General features: G+C 65.9%; 10 protein-coding genes and 2 pseudogenes. 6 read left to right on the top strand and 6 right to left on the bottom strand.

The window, feature by feature from the left end; all coding sequences use genetic code 11:
* Nucleotides 1-697: 697 nt before the first annotated feature.
* The 4 genes from OEY_RS0121845 to OEY_RS0121830 all read right to left on the bottom strand — a co-directional run bounded on the left by OEY_RS0121845 (nucleotide 698) and on the right by OEY_RS0121830 (nucleotide 4,796).
* The gene (locus OEY_RS0121845; RefSeq protein WP_010595897.1) at nucleotides 698-2,413 is read right to left on the bottom strand and encodes an FAD-dependent oxidoreductase; all 1,716 of its coding nucleotides are present in this window, start codon (nucleotides 2,411-2,413) and stop codon (nucleotides 698-700) included.
* A gap of 49 nt (nucleotides 2,414-2,462) precedes the next feature.
* Nucleotides 2,463-3,212 carry an SDR family NAD(P)-dependent oxidoreductase gene (locus OEY_RS0121840; protein ID WP_010595896.1) on the bottom strand — a complete coding sequence of 250 codons (750 nt, stop codon included), beginning with the start codon at nucleotides 3,210-3,212 and terminating at the stop codon, nucleotides 2,463-2,465.
* 169 nt (nucleotides 3,213-3,381) lie between these two features.
* Nucleotides 3,382-3,582 carry a ferredoxin gene (locus OEY_RS0121835; protein ID WP_010595895.1) on the bottom strand — a complete coding sequence of 67 codons (201 nt, stop codon included), beginning with the start codon at nucleotides 3,580-3,582 and terminating at the stop codon, nucleotides 3,382-3,384.
* An 11-nt stretch (nucleotides 3,583-3,593) separates the two neighbouring features.
* Nucleotides 3,594-4,796, bottom strand: coding sequence for a cytochrome P450 (locus tag OEY_RS0121830; protein WP_010595894.1), 1,203 nt, complete (start codon nucleotides 4,794-4,796; stop codon nucleotides 3,594-3,596).
* Nucleotides 4,797-5,063: 267 nt separating this feature from the next.
* Between OEY_RS0121830 and OEY_RS31045 the strand changes: the two genes are divergently transcribed.
* From OEY_RS31045 to OEY_RS31515, 4 genes and pseudogenes are all read left to right on the top strand, one after another.
* On the top strand, nucleotides 5,064-5,753 hold the full coding sequence (locus OEY_RS31045) for a Gfo/Idh/MocA family protein (RefSeq protein WP_337460025.1): 690 nt from the start codon (nucleotides 5,064-5,066) through the stop codon (nucleotides 5,751-5,753).
* Nucleotides 5,750-6,226 carry a Gfo/Idh/MocA family oxidoreductase gene (locus OEY_RS31040; RefSeq protein WP_202800290.1) on the top strand — a complete coding sequence of 159 codons (477 nt, stop codon included), beginning with the start codon at nucleotides 5,750-5,752 and terminating at the stop codon, nucleotides 6,224-6,226. The genes OEY_RS31045 and OEY_RS31040 overlap by 4 nt, the downstream gene beginning before the upstream one ends.
* Nucleotides 6,227-6,428: 202 nt before the next feature.
* Nucleotides 6,429-6,668, top strand: a complete 240-nt coding sequence (locus tag OEY_RS0121820; RefSeq protein WP_010595893.1) for a hypothetical protein — start codon at nucleotides 6,429-6,431, stop codon at nucleotides 6,666-6,668.
* Nucleotides 6,669-6,725: 57 nt separating this feature from the next.
* Nucleotides 6,726-7,633, top strand: a pseudogene (locus tag OEY_RS31515) (SDR family NAD(P)-dependent oxidoreductase).
* A gap of 202 nt (nucleotides 7,634-7,835) precedes the next feature.
* Here the strand turns inward: OEY_RS31515 and OEY_RS0121810 are convergent.
* Nucleotides 7,836-10,859, bottom strand: coding sequence for a protein kinase domain-containing protein (locus OEY_RS0121810; protein ID WP_010595892.1), 3,024 nt, complete (start codon nucleotides 10,857-10,859; stop codon nucleotides 7,836-7,838).
* A 461-nt stretch (nucleotides 10,860-11,320) separates the two neighbouring features.
* Here OEY_RS0121810 and OEY_RS30925 point away from each other — a divergent pair, with 461 nt between their 5' ends.
* Both OEY_RS30925 and OEY_RS29930 read left to right on the top strand, forming a co-directional pair.
* The gene (locus OEY_RS30925) at nucleotides 11,321-11,503 is read left to right on the top strand and encodes a hypothetical protein (RefSeq protein ID WP_083847019.1); all 183 of its coding nucleotides are present in this window, start codon (nucleotides 11,321-11,323) and stop codon (nucleotides 11,501-11,503) included.
* A gap of 22 nt (nucleotides 11,504-11,525) precedes the next feature.
* The gene (locus OEY_RS29930; RefSeq protein ID WP_010595891.1) at nucleotides 11,526-12,170 is read left to right on the top strand and encodes a Fic/DOC family protein; all 645 of its coding nucleotides are present in this window, start codon (nucleotides 11,526-11,528) and stop codon (nucleotides 12,168-12,170) included.
* Between the two features lie 129 nt (nucleotides 12,171-12,299).
* Here OEY_RS29930 and OEY_RS31510 read toward each other — a convergent pair.
* Nucleotides 12,300-12,399: pseudogene (locus OEY_RS31510) on the bottom strand (ATP-binding protein); the annotation flags it as partial.

Here is a 12,399-nt window from a genome sequence, read left to right as displayed (position 1 = left end):
GATGATGATGGTGGCCGGCGGCGGGGGGGGTTCGTTCTGTTGGCGTCAGGGATTCCCGGAGCATTTGTCGCCCGACTGATTTTGGTCTTGGTGCCCGGCTGGTCGTGGATCCCGCTGCTCGTACACGGGGTCACGAGCCGGTATAGCGATGCGGTGGCACCGGCCTCCGGAGTGGTCCAAGGTGCATACTTCGGCGGTGGCGTCGTAGGACCCGCGATGATGGGAGTTCTCGTCACGACCGCTTCGTACTCGTTTGCCTGGTTGGCGATGGGGGCTGCCAGCCTCGTCGCTGCACTCTCGGTCCTCGGACAGGGACGACGACTTCCACCGTTCCGCACCACACGGGTGGGATGCTGATTCAGGCGTAGCCGTCCCGACCGGCGCTCTCGTCGCATGCTCTTGCGGGATGGGGATGTACGTTGCCAAGCCCCGGCACCCGCGCTGACGCATGCCCGGGGGTTGCCCGCCGCCGGACCGGTCCTCACGAAGTCGTGGCCGACATGCGTTCGACGGCCGGCAGTAGCGTTCGCAGCCGTAAGCGCCCCTGTCGACACGCCTCGCCAACACCGCGGCGGCCGTCCGTGGCCGTCCCTCGAGGATGGTGCAGCGTTGCGCACCGACGGAGCGCCCTCGCTGATTTCGAGCCGTGGGGCCGGTCGCCGGTGGTCTCGGCGACCGGCCCCACGGGTCACACGGGTCACACGGAAGGGTGCATCGCGCCGTCGGCGACGTCGAGCATCGTTTCGACGTCGGTGAACTTCGCGCGGGGACGGCGTTGTTCACGTCCCTGCGCCTTTTCGGCGGCGTCGATTGCCTGCCAGCCGCGCAGATCGACCACTCGAGGCTGCCGCGCGGTCACCAGCGCGGCGAGCGTCTCACGGTCATGACCGGGCTTGGGCTTGGGCAGCCGTCCCGACGACATGTCCGCGAACAACGCCGTGACCGTGTCCTGGGCGCACTTTTTGTTGGTGCCGATCACTCCGGATGGTCCACGCTTGACCCAGCCGGTGGTATAGACACCGGGAATCGGCTGACCGGTCCGCGGATCGATCACCCGTCCGTCGACGTTGGGGATGATCCCGCGTTCGTCGTCGAAAGGAACCCCTGGTACCGCGGTGCCCCGGTATCCGATCGAACGCAACACCAATCCGGCCTCGAGGGTTTCGGCGCGGTCGGTCGCACGAGCCTTGAGCGTGCCGTCCTCGCCCTGGAACAACTCGTTGTGCACGAGTTCGATCCCCTCGACCCGGTCGGATCCGAGAATCCGAGTCGGCGAGGTGAGGTAACGCAGCACGATGCGCTTGTGGGATGGATTCGGGCTTCGTCGCGCGTATTCCTCGGCGACCCGAGTCTTGAGGTGCATCGAGAACGGGCCGTCGATCCCGTGCACCGCAGCGCGACTGTTCGAATCGAGATCGAGTTCCCGCGGGTCGACCACCACGTCGACCCCGGGAATGCGTCCGAGGGCGATCAGTTCGGGGCTGGTGTAGGCCGCTTGCGCCGGACCGCGCCGCCCGAGCACCACGACTTCGCGAATGTTGCTTTTCCGCAAGGCGTGCAGAGCGTGTTCGGCGATGTCGGTCCGTGCCAGCTCGTCCGGGTCGGAAACGAGAATCCGGGCGACGTCGAGGGCGACGTTGCCGTTGCCGACGACCACGGCGCGTTCCGCGCTGAGGTCGAAGGTGCAATTCGCGTAGTCCGGATGCCCGTTGTACCAGGCGACGAATTCGGTGGCGGCATGGCTGCCGGGCAAGTCCTCGCCTGGAACACCGAGCTTGCGGTCGCGTAGAGCCCCGACGGCATAGATCACCGCATGGTGGTATTCGAGCAACTCCTCGTGTGTAAGGTGCTCTCCGACCTCGACGTTGAGGTGGAACCGGAATGCCGGTTTGGTCGAGGCCTTGCGGAACACATCGGTGACCTCCTTGGTGCCGAAGTGGTCGGGTGCGACCCCGGCGCGCACCAGGCCCCAGGGCGTGGGCAGGCGGTCGAACATCTCGACCTCGACGGCGCCGTTGGGGCCGTGCACGAGCAGATCGTCCGCCGCGTACGCACCGGCCGGGCCCGAGCCGACGACGGCGACCCGCAACGGCACTTCCTCGCGGGGAACCTTCACCGAGGACAGCGGTACGAAGGGAAGACCCTTCGACTCGAGGGGATGCCGCTGGAAGTACTCGGCATTGATCTCGCGGTACCGCTCGTATTTCTCCGGGAGCTCGTCCTCGTAGTAGATCGCATCGACCGGGCAGGCGTCCTTGCAGGCGCCGCAGTCGATGCAGGTCTGAGGATCGATGTAGAGCATCTCGGTGGTGCGGTATTCCGGATCCCCGGGAGTGGGGCGGATGCAGTCGACCGGGCAGACCTCGACGCACGAGGCGTCATTGCAGCAGGGCTGGGTGACAACGTAAGACATCGTGAGTTCCTAGATGTGCGGCGGTCGAACCGGATCCGGCGATGGTGAGCTAGTGAGCGGTCCAGCCACCGTCGATGACGAAGGTCTGACCGGTGATGAAATCTCCGCCCGGTCCGAGGAGATGCACGGCCATGGCGGCGACGTCGTCCGGCTTGCCGAGTCGGCCGGCGGGCGTGCCCGCGATCATCGCGTCGTACAGTTCCTGGGGGATGTCCCCCAGGATGGGGGTCTCGATGGTGCCCGGGGCGATGACGTTGACCTTGATCTTGTCGGCGGCGTACTGGATGGCCGTCTGCCTGGAGATCCCGATGATGCCGCCCTTGGCCGCGGCATAGGCTGCAGTGTTCTGCATGCCGATCAGCGCGGCGACCGACGAGACGTTAACGACCTTGCCGGCGCCCGCCTCCATCATCGCCGGCAGCACGGCCTGCATGCCGAGCCACATGCCCTTCAGGTCGATGTCGAGGATCAGGTTCCAGCCGTCCTCGGTGAGGTCGACGGCGGTGTCCGGAGTGGGCGAGACGATGCCCGCCACCTGGCACAATCCGTCGATCCGGCCGTATTTGCCGACCGTCTCGGTGGCCACGGTCTGCCAGACCGATCGGTCCCGTACGTCGAGTTCGTAGCCCTCGGCAGTGCCACCGGCGGCGGTGATCGCCGCGGCGGTCTCGTCGGCCGCCTTGACGTCGGTGCAGATGACGGTCGCGCCGGCGCGGGCGGCCAGTTCCGCGGTGGCCCGTCCGATGCCGGATCCTGCGCCGGTGACCAGAACGACCTGGCCGTCGAGTTGTTTGCTCATGCTGATCGCATCCTTGTCATGGGTCGGGGGCATTGCTTCGGGTCAGGTCTGCACCGTGGCTACGCGGAACACGGCCCCCGCGGGGAGGGGGAAGAAGATGAGGTGTCGGGAAGGTGGTCGGGCAGGTCTGCCGTACGGGCAGACCCGCCCGACCGCGGGAGCGGGACGTTCAGCCCTCGAGGATTTCGATCGCGCCCTCGGGGCAACTGCGGGCGCCGCGACGGGCTGCGTCCTCGAGCCCGGTTTCGACGGTGATCAGTTCACCCTTGGAGTTGTTGAAGCCCTCGTCGTCGGCGTCGTACACCGTATTGGCCACCGTCCAGCAGCGGCCGTGTCCGACACACAGTTGAGGATCCACGCGGTACTTCATCACGCCTCCAGTTACTTTGCTGCGCCGGGCGAGAAGACCAGCGGCAGGGTGGTCATCGAGCGGAGCACACCGGTCTCGTACTGGGGACCCTGCCCCGGAGCGACCTCGAACTCGGGTATGCGACGCAGTACCTCCTCCAAGACCACTCGCAGCTCCAGTCGCGCCAGGTGCGACCCGATGCAGCGGTGCACACCCACACCGAATGCGGTGTGAACCACACCTTCTCGCCGGATGTCGAGCACGGTCGGGTTTTCCACCGCGTCGGGGTCGCGGGAGGCGGAGGCGTAGTTCAGGAGCACGAAATCGCCTTCCTTGAACTGCGTCCCTGCCACCTCGACATCGCGGGTCACCGACCGGCCGAGGGCGACGACGGGAGGGAACACGCGTGCGAATTCCTCGATCGCATTGGGGATCAGCGAGGGATCGGCTGCCAGGGCTCTGCGGTCGTCGGGGTGGGTCGCCAGGTGGTGGATCGCCCCGGACATGGCATAGGTGGTGGTGGCGATACCGCCGAGGGTGAGGTCGGTGATGATCGAGACCCGGTCCTCCCATGGGCAGATCTCGCCGTCCTTGTCGACGCCCGCGGCGATGGTGTCGAGCAGGTCACCGGGGCCGGGGTTGTCGCGCCGCTTGGCCAGGTGCTCCCCGAGGTAGCCGAATGCCTTGGCGAACGATTCCGCCCGTTCCTCCACCGGGCCGTAGATTGCATTGTCCATGGCCTCGAGGAGCATCGCCAGGTCTTCGACCGGGACGTGGACGAGGTTTTTGAAGAAGGCGCGACCGGGCAGTTCCGCGGCGAAGTCGGCGACGAAGTCGCACGAACCCTTGTCGATGAAACCGTCGATCAGTTCGTTGGCGTCTGCGCGGATCTGGTCTTCGAACTCCGCCACGGCACGCGGGGCGAAGAAGGGGTTGAGCACACGCCGCCATTCGTCGTGGTACGGCGGATCGGACTCTTCGGGGTACAGGTAGGGCACCCCGTCCGGACGGTTCGGCTGGAAGCCTTTCGCACTGCTGAAGGTCTGCCAGTCCTGGCCGGCCCGGCGCACATCCTCGTAGCGGTTGATGACGTAGTAGCCGGCTCCGACGTTGCTGCGGGCCACCGGGCACTTGGCCACGAATGCGTCGAGCACGTCGGTGAAGTGCTCGTTGAACCGAGGATCGTCAATGTCGAAGTCGGCGAACATGTCTCGGCCGAACTGTTGTTCCGTCACGCCTACACCCTCCTCTTGGGGGTTGTCCTCAGGGCTGAAAACGATCATTTGTTTTAAGGGTAGGGACGTGCAGGTGGATGTGTCAAGCACCACATCGAGCACCTTGCGGGAGTCCGGTCACCGCCCTCGGGTGCCCGCAGCCGCTCACTGCGTTGCACACATCGGGTATTGCTGGCTATAACCGAGTCGTCCCGCGCCGACCTGGACGATTCCGGACGAGAATTCGAAACGTCGGCGGTCTTTCCCCCATCTGCCCGAGGAGGGACCGTGTCCTGCACTTCTTCTGCCATCGACACCGTGCGCGCATCGCCTTCTCCCCCGTTGCGCGTCGGCATCGTGGGATTGAGTGCTCACGGCGGCTGGGCCGCCACCGCCCACCTACCGGCCCTGGCATCGAGCCCGGCGTGGCAGGTTCATGCGCTTGCTGCCAGCTCGCCACGTTCCTCCGAGGCGGCTGCCGCGAAGTACGGCATCGCCCATGCGTGTCGATCGGTGTCCGAGTTGGTGGAACGTCCCGATCTCGATCTGGTCGTCGTCGCGGTCCGCGTACCCCAGCACAAGGAACTCGTCGAAGCGGCACTGGGATCGGGAAAGGCGGTGCTCTGTGAATGGCCGCTTGCGCAGAATCCGGCCGAGGCCGAACAGTTGACCGCACTGGCGCAACGCACCGGGGTGCCGGCATTCGTGGGTCTGCAGGGCCGCTCCCTGCCCGCTGTGCGACACCTCCGCGATCTCGTACGTAACGGCGGCATCGGCCGCGTGCTCTCGACCACCGCGATCGGCTCGGGCGGCCATCGGGGTGCCGAGATCGATCCACGAGTGACCTACCTGCTCGACCGTGACAACGGGGCGACGATGATGACGATCCCGTTCGGGCATGCCCTGGACACCGTGTGCCACAGCCTGGGGGAATTCACTCCCTCAACGCCACGACGGCACCACGCCGACCCCTGGTGAGAATCCGCGGCAGCGACGAGCAGGTGCCGACGACCGCCGAAGACCAGGTCGCCGTCACCGGCACCCTGACGAGCGGCATCGTGGCCACCGCCCACTACCGCGGCGGCCAGTCGACCGGCATCAACCTGCGGTGGGTGATCAACGGTACGGACGGTGACATCGTGGTCGACAGCACGACCGGACATCTGCAATACGGGCATCTGCGCGTCCGCACACGCACCGGCACGGCGCACGAGCTCGTCGAGCGTCCCATCCCGGACCGCTACGGGCCGCAGTGGAACGGAACCCGGGACTTCGCCTATGCCCTGCGGTGCGCATACGAGCACATTCGTCTCGACCTGTCCCACGGCACGCACACCGCTCCCCGATTCGAGGACGCCCTCACCCGCCACCGGATGATCGCAGCGGTCCAGGCCTCTGCCGAGCTCGGCACACGTCAGGCCTACCTCCGGCCCCCACCGCCTGACGCATAGACGAAGACCCCACTGGACCGAGTGGACCCGGGGAGCATTCCCGGTATTGAAAAACAAATGATTGTTTGCAACACTGGAGACGAGTCCATGAGATACCCGAAGACACCCGAACTTCTCACACTGGGCCGAATCCCCGTACGGATCAATACTTCCCTTCCGGTCCGTTACCCCCGAGGCACAACATGAACGAAAGGAGAGATCGATGACCACCGAAGACCAGGAGTTCATCGACTTCGCAACCAAGTGGCTCCCTTTCGATGGGGGCGACGAATACATCCTTCCCCAGTTCGGCGTCACGCCGTACACCTTCTACCTACGACTGCACACCCTGCTGCAGTCACGTCCGACGCTCGGCTTGGGACTGGCGGCAAAGCGCAATCTGGCCGAAGCGTGCGCAGTAAAGCTGTCCCAGAGGAGTCGACGCGCCTCCGAGTTGGTTTGACCGCTCACGTCGACCCCGGGTCTCAGGGCGCGAAACTCGAGGAGAAAGGGCAGACGGATGGATCTCGGTGTGCACGGTGAGGCGTTCGTGATCACAGGGGGCTCCGACGGTCTCGGTCTGGCGACCGCGCGCTCGCTGCTCGCCGAAAGCGCCCACGTCACCATCTGCGGCCGCGACAAGCGTCGGCTCGACGACGCCGTCACCGCCCTCGGTCACGACGTGCACGCGGTCCCCGCCGACGTCACCCGCATCGACGACCTCACCACTCTCATCGACGCCGCCACCGACCGATGGGGACGCCTCGACGGACTGCTCAACGCCGTCGGCGTGCATACCGGCGGCCGGTTCGAAGACGTCACCGACGAGGAATGGATCGCGGACTACGAACTGAAGTTCCTCGCCGCGACCCGTGCGATCCGCCTCGCCCTTCCACACCTGCGGACCAGCCGCGGGGCCGTGGTCGACGTCCTGAGCACCGGCGCCCGCACCCCCGGGCGCAAAGCCATGCCGAGTGCCCCTCTGCGCGCCGCGGGGCTGAGCATGACCAATGCGCTCTCCACCGAACTCGGGCCCGACGGGTCCGGGTCAACGCGATCCTCGTCGGCGTCATCCGCAGCGGCCAAATCCAGCGCCCCGCACTCGAGGCGGGCCGCGACGTCGAGGAATACCTGCACACGATGGCCGACCGGATGCGGATCCCGCTCGGCCGGGTCGGAGAAGCACACGAGTTCGGCGACACCGCCGCCTTCCTGCTCTCGCCCCGAGCGGGCTACATCACCGGCATCGCCGTCCACGTCGACGGCGGCCACTGCCACGCCATACGACAGCGCGTCGCAGAACCGGTCGATGTACCCCTTCCATCATCGATCCCCGGCGAAAAGACCCACCGACCAGCCAATGCCGGACTACCCACCATCCCCACGGTCGCCTCTCCCCTGCCGGTGATCGTGGTCTCGGTCGAGTGATCGACCGGAGCCGAACACCCCGCCTTCTCCTCGGCGGGGTGTTCGGTTTTCCACCAATTCACCTCGACAGACCGGGGATGCGTTCACAGGTGGGGCGGTAGGTCCCGCAGTCGCAGGGGTGAGGGGCCCGCCGGCCACCCCAGAACCCCGTGCAATCCAGCTCCCGAAAGGGATGGATGAGGAAAGCATCGTTGGTGACGGATCAGTCATCGAGGGCGTAGTCGACGGCGTCGTCGAGCCCGAGCCCTCTCCCGTGGCGCAGACGAGCTTCGAATTCCATGTCACCGAGGAAAATCCGAGTGGACTTCTCACATTCCGCATGAATGCGGTCGAGCACCTGGAAGAGAACCGACGAGCTTCCGGCCGCACGTCCCAACGACTCCGCTGCGCCCATCAGCACGGCAGCACGCTCGGCGCGGTGCTCGACGCCCGCGACCCACGCCAGCGCTTCGAGGCATACCGCCGCAGCGAGAGGCTCGCCGACACTCCGGATGACACCGAGCGCCTGCTCGAGCATCGCCCGAGACTCGCAATACTCCCCCTCCTGGAACAGCGCCACACCCAAGGCCCACTGCGAGTAGGACCGATACACCAACTCACCGTGCGCCTCGGTGATGGCCAGCACTGTCCGGTGACTCTCGATCGCACGAGCAGTGTCGCCTTGCAATTCATACCCGAGACCGAGCATCACCAGAATCCAGACGTGTTGCGAAAGGTGATGTTCGGCATCGAAGATTCCAAGTGCCCGCTCCAGATGTGTACAGGCTCGGTCCAGGTCCCCGCTGTACAACGCGAGAAGACCGGCAGCGTGATCGACGCGAGCATCCAGAAGCGGTTCTTTCGTGCTCTGAGCCAGAGCTCTACTCTCCTCCACCAGCGCAGCCCCGGTGACCAGATCACCCTGCAACTCGGCGAGAACGCTCTGGGCATACAGCGCCTCGACCCTGTCCTTGCTGGACACGTGAGGGCGCGTAAGCATACGTCCGAGCCAGTGGCGACCCTCGTGGAGCAGCCCGCGGGCCACCCAGTACGGGAACAGTGCGGTGGCCATCCGCAGTGCGGGATCCACCCCGGTATCGATGGGTTCGGTCGCGGCGAACTCAAGGGCCTCCCGCAGATTCGGAAGTTCGAAGTTCACCCAGGTGATCCATTCCAACTGCCGGGGACTGATCCACTCGTTCTCGGCCCGCAGGACCATCTGCTCGAACCACTCCCGGAGCCGGCGCCGCCACTGCCCATACTCCTCACCGTGCTGCGCCTTCTCCCGACCGTACTGCCGGATCGTCTCGAGCAGCCGGAAGCGCACCTGACCCTGGTGCTGTTCCCGCATCACGATCGACTTGTCGACCAGCGCGGTGACCCGGTCGAGAACGCCGGTGGGGGTCCCGGTGCCGCCCTCGAGGTACTCGACCGCCTCGAGACCGAAGCCGCCGGCGAAGAGCGAGAGCTGTTGCCACAGCCGCTGCTCGCCGGGTGTGCACAGCTCGTAGCTCCAGTCGATCGACAAACGCAGCGTCCGCTGTCGTGGAGGCACGTGCCGTTCCGCCGTGGTCAAGACGGTGAACCGCTCGGCCAGGCGTTGCCGGAGTTGCTCGGGTGAGAGCACCCGCATCCGGGCCGCGGCCAGCTCGATCGGCAAGGGCAGTCCGTCGAGTCGGGCACAGATCTCCACCACCGCGGCACGGTTCTGCTCGGTCAACGCGAAATCCGGCGCGACCGCTGCCGCCCGCTCGACGAACAGCTTCACCGCATCGAAGCGTCGCGCCGCCCGGAGCGATCCGGGCTCATCCGGGCTCGGCACCGACAGCGGCGGTACCGGCATGCTCACCTCGCCGCGAATACCGAGGGGTTCGCGGCTGGTGGCCAGAACGCGCAGCTGCGGGCAGTGCCGCAGCACCCGGTCCGCCAACCGCGCCACCGCGTCGACGATCTGCTCACAATCGTCGAGCACCAGCAGCAGCTGCCGCGAAGCCCCGAACTCGACCACCGCATCCTCGAGCGACCGGCCGGGGGAATTGCGCACGTCGAGTACCTCGGCCACGACCTCGACGAGCAGCGCCGGATCGTGGAGCTCTCCCAGCTCGACCAGCCACGCCCCGTCGCGGTATCGCGGCTGCAGCTCGGCCGCGACCCGCAGCGCCAGCCGCGTCTTGCCCACCCCGCCGATCCCGGTCAGGGTCACCGCGCGGGAGGTCGTCAGCTTCTTCTTCGCGGCGGACACCTCTCGCCGACGGCCCACGAAGGTGGTCGAATCCGCAGGCAGGTTCCCCACCCGGCGGACAGGACTCACCGCACCGGGCGATCCGGGCGGAAGCCGGCCGCTGTCCTCGACCAGCGCCATCTCGTCGACGCGCTGCCCACGACTGAGCTGGACTTGCTGCAACTCGTGCCCGAAGTCCGCGGCGGTGCTCGGGCGGCGGCGCGGATCGGCGTCCATCGCGTGTTCGACCACGCGACTGACCTCGTCGGGAAATCCGTCTTCGCGTAGGTCCGGGACCGGCTGGGTGGTGATCCGCAGGAATTGGGCGATGACCTGCTCCCCCTGTCGGCGTTCGAACGCCGCGTGCCCGGTCAGCGCCGCGAACAACGTCGCCCCGAGTCCGTAGATGTCCGAGGCCACACTCGGCCGCTCGCCGCTGAGCACCTCCGGCGCGGTGAAGGCCGGCGACCCGGTGATCGCCCCGGTCTCGGTTTCGAAGCCCCCTTCGATGTGGGCGATCCCGAAGTCGGTCAGCACCGGCTCGCCGTACTCGGTGAGAAGCACATTCGCGGGTTTGACATCCCGGTGCAGCACTCCCAGCCGATGGGCCGTGTCCAAGGCGCCGGCAAGGCGGACCCCCACCCGTAGGGTCTCGTCCACCGACAGCGGGCCCTGACGGCGGATCCGCACGTCGAGCGAATCCTGGGGGTAGTACGGCATCACCAGGTAGGGCCGGCCGCTGTCGGTTGTTCCGACCTGCAGCACAGGGACGATATGGGGATGGCCCGTCAACCGGCCCATGGCCCGCTGCTCCCGCAGAAACCTAGCCAGGTTCTCCTCGTCCAACGACACGGTCAGGACCTTGACGGCGACCGTCCGGTCCAGGGTCCGCTGCCGGCAGCGATAAACCAGGCCGAAGCCGCCACGGCCGATCTGCTCGGCGTCCTCGAACCCCACGGCCGCGAGTTCCGCAGCGAGGGACGTCGCGTCCTCGCGCTGGGTCGCCTGCGGATCACCGCCCGCCATCGCAACGACCTGCCCCGGCACGACGACGCGACCACTTCACTACAGCAGCCAGGCGTCTCCGCTGTTCCCTCGATACCATGTGCCACCTCTGCGGACAAGCTCAGAATAACGCGGCAACACCACCGTGGCCCGGCTACCGAAGTCGACGAACGTCGGGAACGCGGTCCACATCGTCGTCACCGCGGCGAGCATGCGTAGGAATGAATCAGCCCAGCCGTCGCCACCTGTAACCCACGCGCGACATCCGATAACCGGCTCTTATGTCAACCCAAAACGCTCCGCGACCCCACGGATCTAACGCTCCGACGTGCGCTCAAACTGAACAAGCCGGAGGGCCACACAGGTCGTTCATCACCCCTTGGGCATAAGCAATCGCAACCTCGTGAATCACACACTCCGTCTCAACCTGCCGGATTGTATGTAGAATTGACAGTCCAGGTACATGCGTAGAGGGTGGGTCGATGACGAACGCAGAGGCGGTGGCACAGCGCGTACGGCGGCTACGCGCGATTCGGCGCAATACCGAGCTCGAGGGAGCTCGCAGCACCGACGCGACCCGTGCCGACCAACTTGCCTACGCACGTGGAGAGATCGATGTAAACGCACTCGCTGAGCGAGTGCGTCAGCGCTACAACTTGGCGTGAGGGTACAGGCGGCATTCGACCGGTGACGCCCACAGCCCCTTGGAACACTGGCGACCACGAGCGCGACTGGGACGGTTATTTCATTCCGGGCACCCAGGTTCTGAGAAACCGGGTCGGGGCTTCCACAGTCCAGCAACTGCACGATGCCGAGACCGACCTCAGCGAGGTCCGGCTGCTCGAACTGCGTGAAAAGCCCGGGCTGGTGGCTCCTCGGTCTTACGACCTGTCCCATCTGTCGGCCATCCACCGACATCTCTTTCAGGATGTGTACGAGTGGGCTGGATCCCTCCGGACCGTCGGCACCGAGAAGTGGGGAGAGTCTTTCTGCCCACCCGCAAATATCCAACAGGCGATGCATCATGTCGCCATGGAGATTGCAGACTCGAAACAGCTGCGCACAGTTCCTAGAGATAAACTCCCGAAAAGAATCGCTTATCTATACGACTATGTGAACTATGCTCATCCGTTCCGTGAGGGAAATGGCAGAACTACCCGCGAGTTCTTCGATCAGCTGCTTGCTGAACAATCTCTCGGGTTGGATTGGAGTCTCACGGCCTCCGAGGAGCTATACCAGGCTTGTCATGCGGCCAGAGCCAATTCTGATTTGAGTGGCCTCGTCGACATGTTTACAAGAATCCTGGACGACTGTCCCGCCTACAACTTCTAATTGGTTTTCATCTGCCGGATGGTGTATGTCAAGGGACAGTGGGACATCCCCGTAGGCGGACAGGTCGTGTCCCTGTGCGCGGACAGCTGATCTCCCTGTCGGCGGTCAGCTGATCTCCCGCATAGGGGGTCAGGTCAACGGCATCACCCCTCGTCCGGTGGTGGCGTCCTGCAGTCGCAACGAGGTGCCCTCGGTGATCACCACATGGGCGTGGTGCAGCAGTCGGTCG

This window comes from Rhodococcus sp. P14 (assembly GCF_000256505.1).
Lineage (GTDB): Bacteria > Actinomycetota > Actinomycetes > Mycobacteriales > Mycobacteriaceae > Rhodococcus > Rhodococcus ruber.
Note: the sequence above shows the minus strand (reverse complement) of the source record. Positions and strands in the feature narration are given on the sequence as shown.